This is a genomic window from Streptomyces auratus (assembly GCF_050433025.1).
Classification (GTDB): Bacteria; Actinomycetota; Actinomycetes; order Streptomycetales; family Streptomycetaceae; genus Streptomyces; species Streptomyces sioyaensis.
Genome location: NZ_JBNGCB010000001.1, coordinates 170870 through 191923 on the forward strand (window position 1 = coordinate 170870; position 21054 = coordinate 191923).

The following is a 21054-nucleotide window of genomic DNA, read 5'->3' on the forward strand; positions in this document are numbered from 1 at the left end:
CGATGCGACATCCGGCCGGCGCTCCCAGCACCGCCGTGCACACTCGTCCTCTCCCACCAGCTTCCGATCCGCAGGAGCACCCCGCATGTGTACACAGGGCCACAGCACCTGCCCTCCCGGCCCGAGGCCGACCAGTCCGTTGTTGGGCCATTGAGCCCCTGTTGCGCCGTTCATCCCGGCCGCACGATGGCAGCTGACGAGCAGGACTCCTCCCCGTCAGGCGGTGACCGCATGGAGCCTCCTCTGGTCGTAGGAATCGACGGCTCCGCTGACGCCCTGCGCGCGGTGGATTGGGCCGCCGATGAGGCCGCACTCCGGGGATGCCCGCTGCGTCTCCTGTATGCATCGATATGGTCGCCCTACGAAGGGCCTGCATTCCCTGCCCACGGGCTTCGGCAGCTCGGTCCCGTCCGCACCGACCGGACCATAGCCGCCACCGCTGAAGAGCGGGCACGGTTGCGGTCCCCAGAAGTGGCCGTGACCACCGACGAGTGCGACGAGGACCCGGTCTACGCGCTGGTCGATGCGAGCGAGCGTGCCGCGGCGATCGTTGTCGGCAGCCGGGGGCACGGTCTGTCCGGCAGCCTCCTCGGGTCGGTGAGCCTGACGGTCGCCGCTCGTGCCCACTGCCCCGTCATCGTGGAACGTGCGGGTGCTTCGGCGGCCGGTGGCCGCCGATGGGTCGTGCTCGGGCTGGGAGAGCCGGGGAGCAGCACCGCTGCGGCCCTCGAGTGCGCCTTCGCAGAAGCCGCTCTCCGCAGTTGCGGAGTCGAAGTGGTGCATGCCTGGACGAGGCCTCTCCGGGAACGCGCTACCGCGCGCAGCGGTCGGTTCGACGAGACCAGGATTTTCCACGAGCAGCGGGAGAAGCAGTGGCTGGACGAAGTTCTCTCACCTCTCACGGCCGCGCATCCTGATCTGCCCGTGCGTCGCATCGTCGTCGAGAGTCGTGCGCGCCCGGCGCTCTTGCAGGCCGCTTCCCAGGCGGATCTGCTGGTGGTGGGGGCTCAACGGCGAAGAAACGTGCTGGGACTGCAGCTCGGACTCGTCAACCACGCGATGCTGCACTACGCGCCGTGTACCGTCGCGGTCGTTCCCTCCGAGGACAGCGACGGCTGACCGTCATCGCCTGGCGGGAAGCGCACAGAGGCGAGGAGGGCTGCCCACTTCTCGCGGGCCCTGATTGCGCGGTGCACGGTTTCGCTCCGCTGCTCCGCGTCTCCATGTCCTCCTCGTCACCTTCAGTAAAGCGCACACGGGCAGCTCGGAGGAGGTCCGTTCGGGCTCTGCCGAGGGGCCGACCGGCCCTGATGTCAGCCCGGGCCACCCGGCCCCCTCTCGGGCGCTTCATCCCGGATGCCTCGCCCCGCAGGGCCACGACCGGGTCCGCGGCACCCCAGCGCGCCGTATGTCCCCTGGTAGGTCCCGACCGGCCCATGGGTCCGCGTCAGCGCTGCCCCGATGCTGGATACGAGCAAGAGTGCACCCGCAGCCCTGACTGTGGCGGAGGTACGTCATGGGCGGTTCTGTCGTCGTAGGACTGGACGGAACGGGGAACAGCGTGCCGGCAGTCCACTGGGGCGCCGAGGAGGCAGCAGCCCGGGGCTTCTCGCTCCACCTCTTGCATTCCTGGGTCTCCCAGCCCCTGAACATCCCCATCGCTCAGGAGGCCGCGAACAAGCAGCGTTACGGAGCCGAGGTGCTCGGCTCAGCCGAAGCCATGGCGCTTGAGCTGCATCCGGGGATCCCGGTGACGACCGAACAGGTCTCTGAGCGGGCGGTGGACGCGTTGGTGGACCGCAGTGGGCGGGTCGCGATGGTGGTGCTCGGATCGCGTGGGCACGGTGCAATCTCCGGCTTCCTGCTCGGCTCTGTCAGCCTGCACGTTCTGGGGCGCGCACGGTGCCCGGTCGTCACCGTGCGGGAGGAGGGCGCCGCCTACGCGAAGCCCGAGATCGTGGTCGGCGTCCAGGAGGCCGGGACACAGGGGGAGGCAGTGCTGGATTTTGCGTTCGCCGCCGCCGAGGCCCATCACCTCAGCGTGCGCGCCGTGCGGGCGTGGGAACCCCCTGCACTCTTCGGTATTGCGCCCAGTGCCCGCACCCCGTCACCAGTGGAGGATGAGCCCGCAGCCGCCGAGGAGAAGAAGCTTGCTGACATCCTGGCGCCGTGGAGGGCGCAGTTCCCCGCTGTTCACGTCATCGAACACGTGCAACGGGGCAGAGTGGCAGCGGTGCTGCTGGGGGCCTGCTCGCAGGCGAGTCTGCTGGTCGTCGGGCGTCGAATGCAGCGCACGCCGATGCTTCTCGGCCCCGTCGTCCTCGCCGTTCTGCACCATTCGCCCTGCCCCGTCGCGGTCGTACCGCGGATGTGAGTTCCGACGTCCAGACGCCCAGGGACGCCCGTCCGGGCGCGGACCGGCAACGATCGGGCACTGTGCGTGGTGCTGGCCGCTCTGACTCGCCGAACCGCCGAGCATCCCGGCGAACCCACCCAGCCCACGAGGGGCTCCCCCGCGAGGGTGCTGCACGAAACCGGCTGCCCTGTCAGACCTCGCGCTCGACGGTCAGGTCGAGGAAGTGTGTGGAGCAGGAGATGCACGGATCGTGGTTGCGGATCACTCGTTCGCACAGGGCGGTCAGCTCGTCATCGGTGGGACGGTCACCGGCACGGAGTCGCTCTTGCACTGTGCGGCGCAGATCGTGTTCGATCGCTGCCTGGTTCTGGGCGGTCGGCGGGACGAGGGCGGCCTCGGTGACGGTTCCGTCGAGGTCGAGTGCGTAACGGTGGTAGAGGAGGCCACGGGGGGCTTCCGTCGCGCCGTGTCCGGTGCCCCGCCGTGCGGGTACCTCGACATACGGGCCGGGCGGGGGTTCGTAGGCGTCGATCAGGCGCAGGGCCTCGCCGACCGCGTACAACACCTCGATGGCACGTACGACGATGCTGCGGAACGGATTGCGGCACACCGTTCCCTCGTCTGGGTCGCCCAGTCCGGCCTCCCGTGCGACCTGGCGTACCTCGGGCGGCAGCCAGCGGCCGCTGATGGCGTAGCGGGCGAGCGATCCGGTGAGGTGGCGGCGCCCGTCGAGCAGGGAGTGCAGGGCGGTGGAGTGCGGCACCTGGGTCTCGACGACGTGATCGATGAACGTGTGGAGTGGGAAGGTGCGGGTGGGCAGCGCACGGTCCGTGTCCGCGGGCAGGCCGGCGGAGCCCGGGGCGGCCATCGCCGTAGGGACCCCGGATTCGATGGCGTAGGTGCCGGGTTCGGCGAGCGCGAGCAACTCGGTGTCGATGCCGGCATCGGGGAAGTCGAAGCCGGCCACCCATCGCACGGTCGCCTCCGCGTCATCCCGGGCACGCTTCAACCGTTCTGCGAGGGGCCGCAGTTCCGACTTCGTCGGTACTCGGTGGAAGCCGCCGAGACGTACGTTGACCGGATGGATGGCGCGGCCGCCGAGCAGTTCCATGAGGGCGTTGCCGGTCTGCTTGAGACCGAGGCCCCGCTCCACGTCGGTGCGGTGGGTACGCGCGAGGTCGATGACGCTGTCGCCACCGAGGAAGTCCGGGGCGTGCAGCAGGTAGATGTGCAGGGTCTGGCTTTCGATCCACTCACCGCAGTAGAGAAGTCGGCGCAGCGCTGCCAGTTGCCCCTCCACGACGATGCCGCAGGCGTCCTCGACCGCGCGGCAGGCGCTCATCTGGTAGGCGACCGGGCAGATGCCGCACACCCGCGAGGTGATGTCGGGCGGCTCAGTGTAGGAGCGTCCGCGCAAGAAAGCCTCGAAGAAGCGCGGGGGTTCGTAGATGTTCAGCTGCGCCGCGGCGACTTCCCCGTCGACGAGGCGCAGGTGCAGCGCCCCCTCCCCTTCGACACGGGCGAGCGATTCCACCCGCAGCACCTTCGATTCGCGGCGGGTCACTCCGGGAGTTCCTTTCGCACGGCCGCCTCGAACTCCGGCGCGGCGGTGTTGAACGTGCGCAGCACCCGCACCACGTCCGGGGTCTCTACGCCATCACGTCGCAACAGCGGGATGAAGGAGGGGAAGTTGGTCGAGTTCGACGGGCCGAAACAGCCGTAGCAGCCCCGGTTGTACGTGGGGCACAGTGCGCCGCAGCCGGCGTGGGTGACCGGCCCCAGACAGGGGGTGCCGTGCGCGACCGTCACGCAGACGGTGCCTCGCCGCTTGCACTCGAAGCACACGCTGTGGGCGGGCACGTCGGGCGTCCGGTCGGCCAGATAAGCGGTGATGACCTCGATGAGCTGCCCCCGGTCGATGGGGCAGCCGCGCAGTTCGAAATCGACCGGGACGTGTGCGCTGATGGGGGTGGAAGTGGCGAGGGTCTCGATGTAGTCCGGCCGGGCATAGACGGTGGCTTGGAACTCTGCGACGTCGGCGTAGTTGCGCAGCGCCTGAACGCCGCCCGCGGTGGCGCAGGCGCCGATGGTGACCAGACGGCGGGACGCTGCGCGGATCCGCCGGATCCGCTCGGCGTCCTGGGTGGTCGTGACCGATCCTTCGACCAGTGACAGATCGTACGGTCCCGGGCCGGGCGCACTGGAGGCCTCCAGGAAGTGGGTGATCTCCACCCGCTCGGCGATGCCGAGGAGTTCGTCCTCGCAGTCCAGCAGGGTGAGCTGGCAGCCGTCACAGGAGGCAAACTTCCACACTGCCAGCTGAGGACTTCTCTCCTGCACCGCTGTCATGTCACAACTCCCGTACGGCAAGGAGGGGTTCAGCTCGGGTCCAGGTGACCACCGGTCCGTCGAGGCACAAGAGCAGCGGGCCGAGCTGACAGTGGCCGCAGTGGCCGGTGCCGCAGTGCATGGTGCGTTCCAGGGAGATCCGGATCCGGTCCGTGTCGAGGCCACGATGGGCCAGTTCGCGGGCGGTGGCCCGGATCATCACCTCGGGCCCGCAGACGAACGCGCTCGCGTTGCCCGGGTCGAAATCGGCCCGGTCGAGGAGGGCGGTCACCACGCCCACGTCCCCTTGCCAGGTGTCGTCGGGGCGGTCGACCGTGACCTGGATGCGGGCTCCGGCCTTCCGCCAGTCGTCGATGTCGCGGGCGCAGACCAGGTCGCCGGGGGTTCGGGCACCGATCAGGACGTTCAGACGCCCGAATCGCTGCGGTGCGGCGAGCGCGTCACGCACCAGCGGCCGCAGCGGCGCGAGTCCGAGGCCACCGGCGACGACCAACAGGTCACGTCCGGATTCTGCGAGCAGGTCCCAGCCGGCCCCCAGCGGGCCTCGCACCCCGGCGGTCCGCCCTGGCCGAAGGTTGTACAGGGCTCGGGAGACCGCGCCGACCGCTCGGACGGTGTGGGTCAGCCGGTGCCCGTCGATGCCGCTCAGCGACAGCGGGATGTCGCCGACGCCGAAGGCGTACACCATCGCGAACTGCCCCGGCACGAACGGCGGCAGTGCCGATGCCACGGGTTCCAGGACGATCTCGGCGGTGTCAGGAGTCTCCTCCGTGCGTCCTACCACCCGGTACGGCAGCGGCACCAAGTCCGGGCGGGCGGCCATCATGGCGCTTCCCCGCCGGCCGACACGACTCTGCCGCCGGGCGGGCCGTACAGATCCAGAAGGCGGGTACGGGCGGCACGCAGCCGTCGGCCGATGGCCACCGCGGCCACGCACCGCGTGATCGCAAGACCGAAGACGGGATCCTCGTCGATCTCGTCCCGGACCTGCTGCGCGTCGAACTCGTACGCCTCGACCGCACTCCGGGTCTGTGCGCCCAGGTGCCAGCGATAGGGATCGAAAAGCCAGGACCAGCCCAGCAGTTCCCCCTCGCCCAGGGTCTCGACGACCGTCTCGCCGCGGCCCGGTTCCCGCACGTCGAGGGCGATGCGCCCGGAGCGGATGATCCAGAACCGATCGGCCGCTCCGCCCTCGTCGAAGATGCGCCGGCCCACCGGGAAGGACACGTCGTGGGCGAAGCCGAGCAGTTGGTCACGAGGGCCGGGGGGCAGTGCACTCAGGAAGCCGTGCCCGCCGGCCGTCATGGAGCGGCCCCCTCCGGTCCGCCGGCGGCCTGGCGCTCCTGGTGCAGGGCATGGGCCTCCTCGGTGATGTCGATGCCGACCGGGCACCACACGATGCACCTCCCGCAGCCGACACAGCCCGAACTTCCGAACTGGTCGTACCAGGTACCGAGTTTGTGCGTGGCCCACTGCCGGTAGCGGCTGTGCCCGGACGCCCGTACCGGTCCGCCCGGCAGATGCGAGAACTCCAGGTCGAAGCAGGACTCCCAGCGTCGCCACCGCTCGGCGTGGTCCCCGCTGAGGTCGGTCACGTCCTCGGCGGTGGTGCAGAAGCACGTCGGGCACGCCATGGTGCAGTTGCCGCAGGTCAGACAGCGCGAGGCGACATCGTTCCAGCGGTCGGCGTGCAGGGTGTCGCGCATCAGCATCTGCAGGTTCACGGGCGGCATGCTGCGTCCCATGCGGCCGGCCGCCTCCGCGACCGTCTCCCGAGCCGCGGACTCGGTCGCACTGTCGGTGGGCCGGCGTGGAAGTCCGGCCAGCACGGATGCGCCTTCGTCGGTTCCGGCCCGTGCCCAGAACCGGTGGCCGCTGCCGTCCACCACCTCCGTCAGGGCCAGGTCGTAGCCGGCATCGACGCCCGGCCCGGAGCCCATGGAGGTGCAGAAACAGGTGGCGCCCGGCTCGGTGCACTCCACGGCCACCAGGAAGACCCGTTCCCGGCGAGCTCGGTAGCGGCTGTCGGTGTGCGGACCGCCGGCCAGCACACGGTCCTGCACGGCGATGGCCCGCAGATCGCAGGGCCGCACCCCGAGGAACGCGTACGACGGCGGTGGGGCGTCGTCCTCGACCACCGTCAGCCCGCCGTCGGCCCCGCGGTCGGCCGTCCACTCCCGCTCTCGCTGCGGGTGCAGATACGTCTTCCACGACTGCGGTCCCGCACTGTGCGCGAACGCCGCGCCGTCCTCGCGCGGGCGCAGCCGGTAGTGCCCGGCTTCCAGCTCGACGCCCCAGCCGTACGGAAGCTCCGCGCCGCCGGCGATCTCGGCCAGCACGATCGCCCCGTCCCGCACGGTCGGCCCGATGACCGTACGACCACGCGCGGCCAAGGCCCTGATCAGCGCATCCAGCCCGTCCTTGCCGATCACCGCGGTGGTTCCGTCGCCCGCCATCGCCCGCCTTCCGGCTTGAATCACGCCAACCCGGTCAGTGTGTGTCCGCACTGATCCAGCGCAGGGCCGCCGGGCCTTCCTGTGGCCCATACGGCCCCCGTCGACCACCCGGACGGGCCCGGACAGCAGCCCGTCACCGCTGCACCGGAGCTGCCAGGCCAAGGCGGGGAAGTGATCACGCCATGGATACTTCTGCCGCCGCTGCGCGGATCGCCGTCATCGGTGTCGGCAATGCCTACCGTCGCGACGACGGCGTGGGCTGGACCGTGGTGGCCGACCTCGCGCAACGCAGGAAGCAAAACCCGCTCCCGCACGGCATCAGATTCACCTGCACCGACGGCGATCCGACGCGGCTGATCAGCGCCTGGGAAGACGTCCGCCTGGCCATCGTCGTGGACGCCGCGCGCGCTCGCCCGGCCCGGCCCGGCCGCGTGCAGAGGCTACGGCTCGGGGGCGATATCCCACGCACATCCCGGGGGAAGACGGGCTCGCACGGCTTCGCGCTCGACGCCACCGTCCGGCTCGCCCAGGCATTGGACCGGCTGCCCGGAGAACTGCTCGTCTACGTCGTCGAAGTTGCCGACATCAGTCTTGGCTCTGGACTGTCACCGCAGGTCGCAGCCGCTGTCGGACCGCTCGTCCAACGCATTGAGGAGGACATCATGCACCGCGCTGTTGCCGGACAGTGATCGGAGGGTCTGGCGGCCGGAAGCCCTGGCCTCAGGCTCCTCAACGGGGCCGGTCGGGCCCTCCCCGGGGGGGGGCCAACCCCTTCCTGCCGTGCTGCCGCGGGACTGCTGCACGCCGTACTCAGTCGTGGGGGACCATGGCCACGGGGCAGGTCACGTGGTGGATGGCGGCGTGCGCGACCGGGCCGACGCGCGGCGCGAGAAACGGTCGGTGCCGTCGACGGCCGACGGCCAGGAGTCCGGCCTCCGGGGCCGTCTGGACAATGGCCCGGGTCGCGCTCTCCGGCAGCACGGTCAGCTCCACCGGAACGTCGGGGAAGCGGGCACGCCACGGACGGATGACGTCCCGCAGCTCACCGTCCGCCTGCCTGGCGACTTCCGCCGCGGCCTCCGGGTCCACACCCCAGGGCGCATAGGCCTGCACAGGGAGCGGACGCCCGTGTACCACCTGTAGCGGAATTCCACGGCTCGCCGCGGCGTCGAAAGCAAATGCGAGGAGCGGTTCGCAGGGTCCATTCAGGCTCACGCCGACGACGATCCGTGATGCTGCGCCATGGGGGGTACCCGTGGACTCAGCAGCATCCGGTTGTGCACGGTCGCTCGCCCGGACCAGGACGACCGGCCCGTCGGCCCGGCCCATGACGTCCAGGCTGACATCGCCGAGCGCAAAGCTCTCCCACACGCCGAGAGCCCGCGAACCCAGCACGACCATCCGCGACTCCTCCGCAGCGCGCAGCAGTGCGGGCTCGGCCTCGGAGCCCACCAGATCCTCAATGATCTGCAGATGCGGATGGCGTTCGCGCACCACTTCCAGGGCCTGGCGCACGATCCGTCGTGCACCGGCGTTCTGATCGCGATCGGGCGGTGTGTCCGCCGCTTCGGCGGCGAGCAGTATCCAGGCATGGAGAAGCCGCAGCACGAAGTGCCGCCGGTCGGCTTCGTCGGCTGCCCACTGTGCAGCTGCCAGACTTTCTGGTGAGCCGTCGAGTCCGACAGTGATGATTTCCGGCTCCATGACTGCCCTTCCTTCGGGAACGGACGGAGAAAACCGTCCTGACCGGGTCCTGACGCCGGGGCACCGGAGGGAAGACGTACCACGTTCGCCGGCGGCGAGCGGCACGTACATGCCGTGTGATCGAGATTGCTCCATGGTCCGCCTTCCGGCCAATGAGCCGATGGGCGCTACGAGGGGACCGAACAGTCCACCGTTCAGGGTGCTCATCCGTCCGCGGTCACTACCGTGGGTGGTGTGACCGCACTGCCTGGGCGGCCACATGGAGGGCGTGGTGGGTGAAGAGATGCCTGGCCGATTCGGAGCCACGGAGAGGCAGGTCGTGGCGCTTCCGGAGGAGTTGCAAGAACGCCTCCAGACGGTGGAACGGAGCGGGGGCGGACTGCCCTGTCCGCTCCTCGAAGCGGTGCTGTCCGTGGGCAAGGGACTGGAGCTGCCGCAGGTGCTGCGCCGCATCGTCGAGGCCGCGGCCGCGCTCGTGGACGCCGAATACGGGGCGCTCGGCGTGCTCGGCGACGACTCCCGCATCTCCCAGTTCCTGACGGTAGGAATCACCGAGGAGGAGGCCGAGTCCATCGGCGAGCTGCCGGCGGGCCACGGGATTCTGGGCGAGCTGATCCGCCATCCCGTGCCGCTGCGCCTTGCCGAACTGGGCGAACACCCCTCGTCGTACGGATTCCCGCCGAATCACCCACCGATGCGGTCGTTTCTCGGGGTACCTGTCAAGGTGCGCGACAAAGTCTTCGGAAATCTCTACCTCACCGAGAAGCGCGGGGGCAGGGAATTCGACGCCGAGGACGAGACCGTGCTGTCGACGCTGGCGGTGGCAGCCGGTGTGGCCATCGAGAATGCCCGACTGTACGAGGAAGCCCGCTACCGCCAGCGGTGGCTGGCGGCCAACGGCGAGATCGTCGCGGGGCTGCTGACCGGAGCGGGCGTGGCCGACGTCCTGGAGACGATCGTGGACCACGCGGTGCGCATCCTCTCCGCCGACCTCGGTGTGCTGGCGCTGCCCGAGGACGACGACACCTTGCGGGTGGCGCTCGCCATCGGTGTGGATGCCGAGGCACACCGCGGTCTGCTCCTCCCCCGCCATGGATCATTCGTCGGCGCGGCACTCACTGCCGGAAGCTCCTTGATCAGCCTCGACGTCGAGCACGATCCCAGGATCACCGCCGGCCCGCCCCGGTGGGCCGGGCTCGGCCCCGCGGTCGCCGTTCCGATGGCCGCCGGCGAGCGGGTGCGCGGCGTGCTGTTGCTGGCCCGTCTCCGCGGTCGTGATCCCTTCACCGAACCGGAGGCCAAGCCGCTGCTGACCTTTGCCGGTCAGGCGGCCCTTGCCATGGAGATGGCTGATCAACGCCAGGGCGCCGAGCAGCTGACCCTGCTCAAGGACCACGAACGCATTGCGCGTGACCTGCATGATCTGGCTATCCAACGTCTCTTCGCCACAGGAATGACGCTCCAAAGTGCGCTTCGTTTCGTCGATCATCCGGAAGCCAGCGAACGCCTGTTGCGGGCCGTAGATGATCTGGATGAGACGATCAAGATCATCCGGTCCACCATCTTCGGGCTCCGCACTCACGACACCCGCCGGGCCGCCCACGGCCTGCGGGTCCGGACAGTCACAGTGGTGGAGCAGGCAACCCGCACGCTGGGCTTCACCCCGGCGCTCCACATGGAGGGACTCATCGACACAGATGTGTCGGCCGAGATCGCCGAGCATGTACCTGCCGTGCTCGGCGAGGCGTTGAGCAACATCGCACGGCATGCACACGCCAGCGCCGCGGACGTCGCACTGGTCGTTCGTGACGGAGGCCTGACACTGACGGTGAAGGACAACGGTGTGGGCACGGCGGGCGACGGCCGGCACAGCGGATTGCGCAACCTCACGAGGCGGGCGGAGAGCCTGGGCGGTGAGATGACCCTGGAGTCACCGTCCGAGGGCGGTACAAGACTGGTGTGGCGAGTACCGCTGCGCATTCCTTCGGGGTGACGCTCGCCGTACCGCACTGCTCAGCTCTGATGCAGCCGCCGTGCCGGGGCTGAACGGCCCCACACCTGCCGCGCAGTGGCACCCGCACAGCCTCCGGGTGGGCCCGTTCGGCCCCTCTCCTCTTTTCGCCGGGCATGCGACGGTCGGACTACAGCAGGAGAAAGAGGTGCATGATGCCTCCCTCGAAGATCCGCTGGCCTTGGCAGCGCAGCCCCCTCAAACGCAGCACCGACGTGGCGGAATCCTGGATGATTGTGACCACGGGGGTACTCATTGCCGTGCTGGCTCCGGCTGCAGGCGCGGTGGCCGGGAGCGCAGTGGACGACGCATCACAGCAGCAGAGCCGCCAGTGGCACACCGTCTCCGCGGTGGTGACGAAAGATCCTCCCGCGAGCATCGGTGTAGAGCCCTTGGGCGGCGCGGGTGGCAGACCTCATACCACGGTGCGATGGACGGCCCCGGACGGCACGGTCCGGACCGGAGAGACGGCCGTGGCACCGGGCGTGAAGGCAGGCGACCGGATCACCGTCCGGCTCGACCGGCACGGCTCCGTGGTGCGGAACCCCGTCAGTCCGGAAGGTTCCCTCGCCGAAAGCATCGCGATCGGAACCGTTGCGGCGTCCGGCACCGGAGTGGTGCTCCTCGGCGCGGAGCGGGCCGGCGCGCACCTGCTGAACCGCCGACGCTACGCGCAGTGGGAGAAGGAATGGGCGGAGGCGGACTCACAGTGGCACCACCCCCAGAGGTGAGCTGCCACGAGCTGCCGCGTCGCGCGAAGGGTGCGACACACCGCGTCGCGGGACCGCGAGGCGGCCGACGGGCTACACCGGCCTTTGGTAAGGAGCCTCACGCCGGTAGGTGAGGCGATTGACCACGGCAGTGACGCCGTCCACCTGTCGCATCATCCGTATGGCGACGGCCACCTGGCCGCTGCTCTCCAAACTCCCCGCAACGGTCACCAGACCGTCGTGGACCGACACTTCTACGCTCCGCGGGCTCAGCCACAACGCCCGCACCACGATCTCGTCCATCACTTCGTCGCGGATTGCGGAGTCCGGACGGGCGAAGATCTGCAGCACATCGCGCCGTGTGATCATGCCGACGAGCCGTGCCTCCTCATCCACCACGGGGAGCCGCTCGATTCCGCTCGTGCTCATGAGGCGGGCCGCACGGACAACGGAGTCATCGGCACGGACCGTGCGAGCCGGAACCGACATCAACTGGCCGGCATCGGGATTGGCGCCACTGCCGGTCCTGCGCCCCTCGGGCTCCAGGTCCGTCGCGGAGACCACGCCGATCACTTTGTCATCGCCATCCACCACGGGCAGGCCGCTGATGTCGTACTCCGCCAGCAATCGCACCATTTCTTGGGCGGATGTCCCGCTGCGCACGCGGACGACATCCCCGGTCATGACGCTTCCCACCTGTCGGCGCTTCATCTCCTGCCCTCTCTCGGCTCGTGCCCGGCCTCACGGAAGCCGGCGCAGGTAGGGGTCACGCGCATGGCGCGGCAGCAGGCGCACCCGGGCGTCGACGACAGTGATGCCATCCGGCCTGGCGATCACCGGGTTGCATTCCGCCTCGGCAAGCTCGGGCAGGTCGTCCGCCATCCGGGAGAGGCGTGCCAGCAGGTCCTCCAAGGCCGCGATGTCGGCTGGGCCGCTGCCCCGGTAGCCGAACAGCAGGGGCGCGTACCGGGGTGCGGTGATGAGTTCGTGGACATCGGTGTCGGTGAGCGGGGCAAGGCGCGCGGCGTGGTCGGCGAGCAGCTCGCTGATGGTCCCGCCGAGGCCGAAGAGGAGCAGCGCTCCGAATACTTCGTCCTGGACGACGCCGGCCAGCAACTCCGCACCACGGGCAGCCATCGGCTGGACCAGAACTTCGGTCATCGCGGTGCCGAGGCGGCGGGTCAGATCACGGTAGGCGGCCAGCACTTGAGACTCCCCGCGCAGTTCCAGGAGGACGGCGCCCTGCTCGCTCTTGTGAAGGAGCCCGGGTCCCTGTGCCTTGAGCACCGCCGCACCATCGGGCCCCGCCAGGCGTGCGGCAGCATCGACAGCCTCCCGCTCAGTGGTGACGCATGCCTGCGGCAGCCGGGGGATGCCGTAGCAGCCGAGGAGCCGTGCGGTCTCTCGCACATCCAGCCAGCCGCCGGCCGGATCCCGCGCGAGAAATGCTTCCACGAGGGCATGTGCACCCGGCCCGTCGATGCCTGCCGGCTCCACGCACCTGCCCGGTGGCCTGGCCAGCCAGCGTGCCCGTTCAGCGGCATGGAACAGGGCCTGGGCCGCCGACTGCGGTTCGCTGTATGAGGGCACCGCCGGCCCGTCTTCCGTGCGCAGCAAGCGGACGCGCTCCGGCTGATCGAGCAGCGCCGCAACAAGCGGTACGCCGGCACGCCCCTTCGGCGCTGATGTCGCCGCAGTGACGAGATCGGCACCGACAGCCGCGTTCAAAGCGGTCGGCACCAGTGCAACCAGGACGGCGTCCGCCGCTCCGGAGCGCGCAAGCCGGCCTACGCACTCGCTCAATTCCTGCGCGCTCACTTCCGGTGTGGTGTCGACCGGATTTCCGGCACTGGCACCTGCCGGCAACAGGGCCAGCAGCTTCCCCCCGAGGTCCGACGGCAACTCGGGGACGGTCAGTCCCGCATCCACGCAGGCATCCGCGGCCAGCACTCCGGCGCCCCCGGCGTTCGAGACCACGGCGACCCGCCCGCCCGCAGGAAGCGGCTGGGAGTGCAGCAGCGCCACGGTGTCCAGCAGCTCACCAAGGGTGCGGGTGGCGGTCAGGCCGGCCTGGGTGAACAGTGCCCGGCGGGTCATGGTGGGGGTTGCCGCTGCTGCCGTGTGCGAGGCGGCAGCACGACGGCCTGCTTCCGAGCGCCCGGCATCGACCGTGAGCACCGGCATACGGCGGGCAACACGCCGCGCCGTACGGGAGAAGGCCCGAGGGTTCCCGAACGACTCCAGGTGCAGCAGCGCCAGTTCGGTCCTGCCGTCGCCCTCCCACCACTGCAGAAGATCATTGCTGCTGACATCGCGTTTGTCACCGAGCGAGACGAAGCTGGAAATGCCGATACCCAGGCGGGAGAGCCCGTCGAGAAGCGCGATGCCCACTCCGCCGGACTGCACCGCGACCCCCGCGGTACCCGGCACCGGCTTCGTCACGGCGAAGGTCGCGTCCATGCGAACGGACTTCTCCGTGTTGGCAATGCCCAGACAGTTGGGGCCGACCATCCGCATACCCCAGTGGCGGCATGCCTCGGTCAGCTCCGCGATCGCGCCGTCGTCCAGACCGGATGCCAGGACCACCAGCGCTCTGACTCCGGCCTTGCCGCACTGGACCACCGTGTCGCAGACAGCGGCAGCCGGTGTCGCGATGACGGCGAGGTCGGGCGGGTGAGGAAGGTCGGTGACGGATGCGTGGGCGGGGATGCGCAGCACGGCGTGCGCGTGCGGGTTCACTGCGTAGAGCGACCCGTTGAAGTGGGCCTCACGCAGGTTGTGCAGTACGGCCCGGCCGGCCGAACCCGATCGGGTTCCGGCTCCGATCACCGCGAGGGAGCGGGGACGCAGAAGTGGCTGCAAGCTCGCGGTGCCGGCGGTGCGGCCCCGGTTGTCCACCGCTGCCAGATAACGTTCGTCCGGTTCGAGCCGGATGACCTCGCGTACCGTGGGTCCGTCGTACTGACGTGTGACGCGCAGGCCGAGGTCGGCGAAGACCTTATGGATGAGGTGGTTGTCGGCGAGCACATCGGCGGTGAAGGCGGAAACGCCGTTCTCGCGGGCGATGTGGACGAGGTGCTCCAGCAGCAGAGTGCCGACGCCTCGGCGGTGGAAGTCGTCGGCGACCGCCAGGGCGATCTCGGCGGAGGTGGCGTCGTCGCCGAGCTCGTACTCGGCGACGCCGATGAGCCGGTCCCCCTGTATCGCCACCAGCGTGCGGTGGCCGGCTTCTGGGGGCGCGCAGAGCCGGTCGGCGGCCTGCTCGCCGGAGCGGCGGCTCACCACGAAGAATCGGCTGCGCAGACTGTCCGCGGACATGTCACCGTAGAGCCGAAGCACCGGTCCACGGTCGTCCGGGCGCGCCGGACGGAGCCGGACCGTACTTCCGTCGGACAGCAGTGCACAGACCTCTCGCGCACCGGAGGCTGTGTCCGTCATGGCGGTTCCACTCCTCACGGCCTCTCCCTCTTACGATCCGTCCTCGTGGGCCATCGGCCCGAGGACCGTCCGGTGCCGTCCGGTGCCGCCCTGAGGGACCGACGCTCTCCCGACGACTCTGTGTGCCGGCCGCGCGTCGTGCAGCTCCTCCTCCCCCCGTGACGGGCCCCTACGGATGCTCGAAGTGGCGGCCCACCACCGGCCCTGTCCGTTCGGGATCCGCTCCTTTGAGGTCGAACGTCACATCCACGACCCCCTCGACCGCCCGCACCAGCCGTGCCGCCACGGAGAGGAGCGACTTGTTGCGGATCTGGCCGCTGAGCGTGACCACCCCATCGGTGACGCTGACCGACATCTCCTCTGCGGAATCGGAGAACAGCCGGTTCACGACCTCCGCACGTACCTCCGCTGCCAGGTCCTCGTCGGACCGGAGAAAGACCTTCAGCAGGTCCGAGCGACTGACGATCCCCTGCAGCATTCCCTCGCTGTCGACGACGGGAAGCCGCTTCACGGACTTGTACGCCATGGTCCGCGCCGCCTGCGCGAGGGAGTCGCCGGCTTGCACCGTGAGGGCGGGCGCAGTCATCAGCTCCCCCGCCGTCAGGGCGCCGGCCTTGCGCACCTCGTCCGACCGCCGCAGCTGTTCCATCCGGTCGGGGTTCGCTTCCCGGAACTCCTCCTTGAGCAGCAAATCGGCCTCCGAGACCACGCCGACCACCCGCCCCTCCCCCACAAGCACAGGCAGGGCGCTGACTTTCCACTGCTCCATCGTCTCGACGATCTCCTTGAAACGCGCCTCCTGACCGATAGCCACCACCGTCTGAGTCATCACATCGCTGACCGTGCACGGGGTGTGCTCCATGACGCCTCCTCGGTACGGACTGCCGTCGCGCGGCCGCTACGACACCTTCAGCTTGCGCGTGGCCGTCCGTGCCGGGCAGGGGCCGTCCGGCCCCTTCGTCTGCTGATCGTCAACGTTGGGTTCGACGCAGTACGCCATCCCACGCGCACTCCGTCCGCGCCACCCGTTGGGCCGGTCGGCCCGTGATGAGGCCCTGCGGCCCATCCCCTCGGCCGCGCACTCCGCGCAGCGTGGAGAGGCAAGGATGCTTCCGCTCCCCCGGAGGTACGCGATGACGCGCCCCGTGACCGTCGGTGTGGACGGATCACCTGCGGGCCTGGCCGCCGCCGACTGGGGAGCGCGGGAGGCGCAGCTCAGGACGGAATTGGCACGCCGTCCGGATGCCCGCGAACTCCCCCTCGTCGTCGACCACTTCAAGGAGCTCATCAAGACAGCGGCCGACGAGGACTTCCCACAGGCCCGGCCAGGCAACTGCAACGCGCCGGGCATGCCGTGAAGAGCACATCGCCCAGCCCGAAATGCGACGGTTCGGGAACGACGAACTCGCCAGCCCCGACCTGATCCGATACCGCTCCGGACTCATCGCCCGGCTCGCCCCGGTGACGTACCGACAGTTCCTCGGGTACCCCGAGCGGAGGCTCTTCTCCGGCCCGTCGTCGCTGCACCGGCTCGCCTCGCTGGAACTCCTGGTGCGGCCGTTCGACTTCCGCGAAGCGGCGCGCTTCTGGGGCATTCGATCCCCACGGCTTGCCGTGCAGGTACATGCCGTCGTGGGCGGCACTCCCGCCTATCGGGGGGACCTTGTGTGCGACGACGCCCCTACCGGCCCGCGTGACTTCGACGCATGGGTGTGCAGAACCGTCCTCAACCCCCGGACCGGGCGCTGTCCCATTCCGCGCTGGTCGCGATCGCAGCAGGCCGCTCCACGCCCGGTGAGATCGCCGAACGCTTCGGAGCCCAGCTGACCGACGTCTCCCACGTCCTGGCCGTACTGCAGAACCGTGGGCTGTTGCACGCAGAGCCGGACGCGTTCCGGCCCGCACTGACCCGCTACCGCATCGCCGAGCCGCTGCTGGCCTTCGAGCATGCCGTCGCCTGGCCCCATCGCGCCGCGATCGAGCAGGGCGACACGGCCACCGTGTGGCAACACGCCTGCGCCACGTTCGACTCCGCCGTGGCAGCCCCCCGCTTTGCCCAGATCTGCCGGGGCTGGGCCACCGCATACGCCGGTCCTGGCACCTTCGAAGGGGACCCCGAGTCGGCCGTGCGCGGCGCTGTCCTCCGGCCCTGTGGGGTCCAGCCGGCTCGATGTGGACGTAGCGGTACTGCGGGCTGCGGAAGCCCGGGGCGAGGTTCTCCTGGTCGACGTCGACAGGCTCTACCACGGCGAGTGACCGGCCGTCACGCGTTCAAGCGGTCAAGCGGTCGCACAGATGGTTTCGACGAAGTGCCCGACCTTCTTTTCTCCCAGGTGCCGCGCAAGGTCGGCTTCGCTGATCATGCCGACCAGCCGGTGGTCGTCGATGACCGGCAGCCGCCGGATCCGGTGTTCCTCCATGGCTTTCAGGACCTGTTCCGCCCCGGCGTCGGCACCGATGGTGACGGGTTTGCCCTGAGCGAGTTCACCAGCGGTCATCGTGTGCGGGTCCTTGCCCTTGGCGAGGCATTTGAGGACGATGTCGCGGTCGGTGATGATCCCGTGCAGACGGTCGTCGGGGCCGCAGAGGGGCAGTGCGCCCACATCGAGCTCGCGCATCCGACGTGCCGCGTCCACCAGGGTCTCGGTCTCCTGAACACAGGTGGCACCCCTGTGCATGATGTCGCGTGCGGTGGTCATGGCGGTGACTCCCTCAAGTTCGTCCGGTGGGGGCGGGCACGGGCTATGTGCCCTCATGCGCCGCCCCGTGGGGCCTGGAATCAGTCTGCGGAGTGCGGACCGTGCAGGAAATGGGTCGAATGGGCCGGCTTCGGTCGGGCGGCTGCGGCGTCCCCTTGACTGCGATATGTCCGGCCTCGCCCGCGGGGCGAGCGGTGCCGGACCCGTGCTGCCGCATTTCGCGCTGCAGGTCACGGGAATAGCGTGGAAGGGAGACGCCCGCGGTGGCCGGCATCGGCCGTCCGGCGGAAGAGCCGCGTCGTGGGAGGTCTCGTCTAGGAGCCATCCAATGATCACAGCAGTCCGCCTACCGGGTCGGCATCCGACGCGATCGGTCAAACCGGGGCCGCCACGCGAGCCGCCCAAGCCGCCGGCTTCGCAACCGAGCCCCACTTGGCGGCCGTGGCTGCTGCCCGTCATTCTGGTGATCGTGTTCCTGGTCCTCCTGATGCGCTCCCAGCCCTCGCCAGGGGTGTCCGTTTCGTACAGCCAATTCCTCGGCAAGGTGAACACGGGCCAGGTCAAGACGGTCGACATCGACGACAAGGGAGCTGTCGACGGAACCCTCAAAGACGGACGGAAATTCACCACCCAGATCCCCACCGCACTGGATAACAGTAGCCTTGAGCAACAATTGCGATCCGAGAAAGTGGATATCACCGCCTCCCACAGCGGCGGCGGGAGCGGCCTGGGGACGCTGCTGGCATTCGTCCTGCCGCTGGTCCTTCTCGGTGCGCTGTTCCTGTGGACCGGGCGGAAGGCCGCCCGCACGCTGTCCGGGGGACTGAGCGGTATCGGACGATCCCGGGCCAAGATCATCGAGGCCGAGCGGCCGACCACCCGCTTCGTCGACATCGCCGGATACGAGGGCGCCAAGCAGGAGATCAGCGAGGTCGTCGACTTCCTGCGCCACCCGGAGCGGTACGCGGCGGCCGGAGCCAAGGGACCACGCGGAGTGCTCATGGTCGGGCCACCGGGCACCGGCAAGACGCTGCTCGCACGCGCCGTCGCCGGCGAGGCCGAGGTCCCCTTTCTGTCAGTGACCGGATCGGCGTTTGTGGAGATGTTCGTCGGGGTCGGCGCCTCCCGGGTCCGCGACCTCTTCGCCGACGCACGCAAACGTGCTCCCTCGATCATCTTCATCGACGAGATCGACGCCGTCGGCAGCCGCCGCGGCGGGGTGCGCCTGGGCGGTAACGACGAACGCGAGCAGACCCTCAACCAGCTCCTGGCCGAGATGGACGGCTTCGACCAGAGCAGCGGCATCGTGGTGCTCGCCGCGACCAACCGGCCCGAAGCCCTCGACACGGCGCTCCTGAGGCCCGGACGCTTCGACCGGCATGTGACCGTCCCGCTGCCGAACCAGGCCGAGCGAGCGGCGATCCTGATCGTCCACGCCCACGGCAAGACACTTGCACCCGACGTCGACTGGGACGTCGTGGCGCGAGCCACGCCCGGCTTCTCCGGAGCCGATCTCGCGAACCTCGTCAACGAGGCAGCCATCCACGCAGTCCGCGCGGGCGGCACCGTCATCTCCGCCCAGGATCTGGACTCCGCCCGCGACCGGGTGCTGCTCGGTCGGCGGGAAACCTCCAACGCCCTGCTTCCCGAAGAACGCCATGCGGTCGCCGTCCACGAGTCCGGGCATGCCCTCGTCGCGGCTCTGTGCGAGCACGCCGACCCGGTCGCGAAGGTGACCATCCTGCCCTCCGGACCGACCCTGGGCGCCACCGAGCAGCTCCCCGAAGCCGAACGCCACCTCTACAGTGAGGGCTATCTGAACGATCTGCTGACCGTCCGGCTCGGCGGCCGGGCCGCCGAACTCGTCGCCTTCGGCGAGGGCTCGACCGGCGCCGCCGACGACCTGGCCGGCGCCACCCAGATCGCCGGCCGCATGGTCCGCGATTTCGGCCTGTCCCCCGCCCTCGGCCCGGTCGGCTACGCCTCAGGCACCCCTCAACGCCTCGGCGAAGAGCCCCCCGAAGCAGCCCTGCAGCGGCCGTACTCCGAGCACACCCAGCGCATCGTCGATGAGGAAACCACCCGCCTCGTCCGGCAGGCCGAGGAACGCGCCGTGGCCCTGCTGCGCCAACACCGCACGGCACTCGACGACCTCGCAAACCGGCTCATCATCCATGAAACCATCGCCGGTTCCATCGTCCTGGACGTACTACGACAGCAGCCAACCGCTGATGACGACGCCACCGCGACGGGCGGCAACAAGTCGCCGTGGTGAGACGCTCGGTGACCGCGCCGACTTCGCGGCAGCTCGCAGATGGTGCGGGCCGCATGCTCGGCACACCGCGCCGTGTGGTGCGAGAGGGTGCTGCCGCGGGGCCCGGCCTGCCTGTTGCCTCGATGCGGGCCTGTCGGCCCTGGCATCGTCCCTCCGCACGGATCGAGGATGGTCACACGCGGACGGTCCTTCGCGTTACGGGGCGGACGCCCCAAGGCGCCCGCCCCATACGGTGTTTCGTCGGCAGTCTCAGGTCGTGATGTCGATGTGCCGTGGCGTTGTGGCCTGTGTTTTGGGGACTGTGACGGTCAGTACACCGTCCGCCAGGCTCGCCGTGACCTCCTCGGCTTTCACATCGGCGGGTAGGAGGGCCCGGTATTCGAAGCTGCCTGTCCGGCGGGTGGAGCGGCGCAATACGCCTTCGCGCTCGCTTTGCTTGTACTCGCCGGAGATGTGCAACCCCTGGCCGCTGACCTCGACATCGATGTCGTCACGCTGCACACCGGGCAGCTCCGCCTCGATGATGTAGGCGTCATCCGTCTCGTGCATATCCGCCAGTGGCGCCAAGTGTGTCCCTGCGCCCAACGAGGGCGCGGCACCGGCGGACTCCAGCAGGTGCTCCATTCGCTGGAACAGTTCATCGATCTCCGAGGTGAGGGGACCACCCCAGCTCAGGGAGGGCACAGCACCTTCCAGCAGGCTACCGGGCCGGTGTCGAACGGGCATGTTCATCGCGGTCACCTCCGCGAATCGAGTGCGCTCGGATGCGTTCCATGGTGCGCGCGCGGACGTTACTCGGCGACTCAGACCCGACGCTCCCGCCGCGTGGTCCCTGGAGTGGTCACCCCAGCGTTTTGTGCACGCGGAGCGTCCGGAACACCCCGCGTGATACCGGAGTGACTGAATGGCAGCAGGCCACCGAGCGGCTCGGGTACCCACTGGAGGCGCAGGCTCGACGCCACGGCATCGAGATGCCGGTGCCGACCAGGACGATCGCCCACTCCAGCACCCCGGAGGGCAGAGCCGAACCCTCCATCCTGAGGCCAGGGGATGTGC

General features: G+C 69.6%; 18 protein-coding genes and 1 pseudogene. 8 read left to right on the forward strand and 11 right to left on the reverse strand.

Annotated features, from left to right (window positions below; genetic code table 11):
• The first annotated feature begins 231 nt into the window (after positions 1 to 231).
• Both BKA18_RS00730 and BKA18_RS00735 read left to right on the forward strand, forming a co-directional pair.
• The gene (locus BKA18_RS00730; RefSeq protein WP_366043621.1) at positions 232 to 1119 is read left to right on the forward strand and encodes a universal stress protein; all 888 of its coding nucleotides are present in this window, start codon (positions 232 to 234) and stop codon (positions 1117 to 1119) included.
• A gap of 397 nt (positions 1120 to 1516) precedes the next feature.
• A complete protein-coding gene (locus tag BKA18_RS00735; RefSeq protein WP_366043622.1) occupies positions 1517 to 2374 on the forward strand; it encodes a universal stress protein in 858 nt (285 codons plus the stop codon).
• A 172-nt stretch (positions 2375 to 2546) separates the two neighbouring features.
• Here the strand turns inward: BKA18_RS00735 and BKA18_RS00740 are convergent, their stop codons facing one another.
• From BKA18_RS00740 to BKA18_RS00760, 5 genes are read right to left on the reverse strand one after another with little or no spacing between them, the layout of a single operon-like run.
• Positions 2547 to 3920, reverse strand: coding sequence for a Ni/Fe hydrogenase subunit alpha (locus tag BKA18_RS00740; RefSeq protein WP_366043623.1), 1374 nt, complete (start codon positions 3918 to 3920; stop codon positions 2547 to 2549).
• Complete coding sequence (locus BKA18_RS00745) at positions 3917 to 4705, reverse strand: NADH-quinone oxidoreductase subunit B family protein (RefSeq protein ID WP_366043624.1); 789 nt, start codon at positions 4703 to 4705, stop codon at positions 3917 to 3919. Before BKA18_RS00745 ends, BKA18_RS00740 begins: the two co-directional genes overlap by 4 nt.
• A gap of 1 nt (position 4706) precedes the next feature.
• Positions 4707 to 5531 carry an FAD/NAD(P)-binding protein gene (locus BKA18_RS00750; RefSeq protein WP_366043625.1) on the reverse strand — a complete coding sequence of 275 codons (825 nt, stop codon included), beginning with the start codon at positions 5529 to 5531 and terminating at the stop codon, positions 4707 to 4709.
• Positions 5528 to 6010 carry a cyclic nucleotide-binding domain-containing protein gene (locus BKA18_RS00755; RefSeq protein WP_366043626.1) on the reverse strand — a complete coding sequence of 161 codons (483 nt, stop codon included), beginning with the start codon at positions 6008 to 6010 and terminating at the stop codon, positions 5528 to 5530. Before BKA18_RS00755 ends, BKA18_RS00750 begins: the two co-directional genes overlap by 4 nt.
• Positions 6007 to 7161, reverse strand: coding sequence for a 4Fe-4S dicluster domain-containing protein (locus BKA18_RS00760; RefSeq protein WP_366043627.1), 1155 nt, complete (start codon positions 7159 to 7161; stop codon positions 6007 to 6009). Before BKA18_RS00760 ends, BKA18_RS00755 begins: the two co-directional genes overlap by 4 nt.
• Before the next feature lie 182 nt (positions 7162 to 7343).
• Between BKA18_RS00760 and BKA18_RS00765 the strand changes: the two genes are divergently transcribed.
• Entirely contained in the window at positions 7344 to 7850 is a 507-nt protein-coding gene (locus BKA18_RS00765; RefSeq protein WP_366043628.1) for a hydrogenase maturation protease, read from the forward strand.
• Positions 7851 to 7971: 121 nt separating this feature from the next.
• Here BKA18_RS00765 and BKA18_RS00770 read toward each other — a convergent pair whose 3' ends face one another.
• On the reverse strand, positions 7972 to 8865 hold the full coding sequence (locus BKA18_RS00770; protein ID WP_366043629.1) for a universal stress protein: 894 nt from the start codon (positions 8863 to 8865) through the stop codon (positions 7972 to 7974).
• A 283-nt stretch (positions 8866 to 9148) separates the two neighbouring features.
• On the opposite strand from BKA18_RS00770, the gene BKA18_RS00775 reads away from it, so the two are divergent.
• Positions 9149 to 10858 (forward strand): sensor histidine kinase, encoded by a 1710-nt coding sequence (locus tag BKA18_RS00775; RefSeq protein ID WP_429638359.1) that lies wholly within the window; start codon positions 9149 to 9151, stop codon positions 10856 to 10858.
• Positions 10859 to 11031: 173 nt separating this feature from the next.
• Positions 11032 to 11607 (forward strand): Rv1733c family protein, encoded by a 576-nt coding sequence (locus BKA18_RS00780; protein ID WP_429638361.1) that lies wholly within the window; start codon positions 11032 to 11034, stop codon positions 11605 to 11607.
• Positions 11608 to 11679: 72 nt separating this feature from the next.
• On the opposite strand, the gene BKA18_RS00785 is transcribed toward BKA18_RS00780, so the two are convergent.
• The 3 genes from BKA18_RS00785 to BKA18_RS00795 form a co-directional block, all read right to left on the reverse strand.
• On the reverse strand, positions 11680 to 12270 hold the full coding sequence (locus tag BKA18_RS00785) for a CBS domain-containing protein (protein WP_366043632.1): 591 nt from the start codon (positions 12268 to 12270) through the stop codon (positions 11680 to 11682).
• A gap of 57 nt (positions 12271 to 12327) precedes the next feature.
• The gene (locus BKA18_RS00790; protein ID WP_366043633.1) at positions 12328 to 15024 is read right to left on the reverse strand and encodes a bifunctional acetate--CoA ligase family protein/GNAT family N-acetyltransferase; all 2697 of its coding nucleotides are present in this window, start codon (positions 15022 to 15024) and stop codon (positions 12328 to 12330) included.
• A 169-nt stretch (positions 15025 to 15193) separates the two neighbouring features.
• Positions 15194 to 15886, reverse strand: coding sequence for a CBS domain-containing protein (locus tag BKA18_RS00795; RefSeq protein ID WP_366043634.1), 693 nt, complete (start codon positions 15884 to 15886; stop codon positions 15194 to 15196).
• Positions 15887 to 16157: 271 nt separating this feature from the next.
• Between BKA18_RS00795 and BKA18_RS00800 the strand changes: the two are divergent.
• Together BKA18_RS00800 and BKA18_RS00805 are read left to right on the forward strand one after the other, a co-directional pair.
• Positions 16158 to 16244 (forward strand): annotated as a pseudogene (locus tag BKA18_RS00800) (universal stress protein); the annotation flags it as partial.
• Positions 16245 to 16404: 160 nt separating this feature from the next.
• Entirely contained in the window at positions 16405 to 16851 is a 447-nt protein-coding gene (locus tag BKA18_RS00805; RefSeq protein ID WP_366043635.1) for an ATP-binding protein, read from the forward strand.
• A gap of 452 nt (positions 16852 to 17303) precedes the next feature.
• Here BKA18_RS00805 and BKA18_RS00810 read toward each other — a convergent pair whose 3' ends face one another.
• Positions 17304 to 17723, reverse strand: coding sequence for a CBS domain-containing protein (locus BKA18_RS00810; protein ID WP_366043636.1), 420 nt, complete (start codon positions 17721 to 17723; stop codon positions 17304 to 17306).
• A gap of 328 nt (positions 17724 to 18051) precedes the next feature.
• On the opposite strand from BKA18_RS00810, the gene ftsH reads away from it, so the two are divergent.
• Positions 18052 to 19998 carry an ATP-dependent zinc metalloprotease FtsH gene (gene ftsH / locus BKA18_RS00815; protein WP_366043637.1) on the forward strand — a complete coding sequence of 649 codons (1947 nt, stop codon included), beginning with the start codon at positions 18052 to 18054 and terminating at the stop codon, positions 19996 to 19998.
• A 249-nt stretch (positions 19999 to 20247) separates the two neighbouring features.
• Here the strand turns inward: ftsH and BKA18_RS00820 are convergent, their stop codons facing one another.
• Complete coding sequence (locus BKA18_RS00820) at positions 20248 to 20730, reverse strand: Hsp20/alpha crystallin family protein (protein ID WP_366043638.1); 483 nt, start codon at positions 20728 to 20730, stop codon at positions 20248 to 20250.
• Between the last annotated feature and the right edge of the window lie 324 nt (positions 20731 to 21054).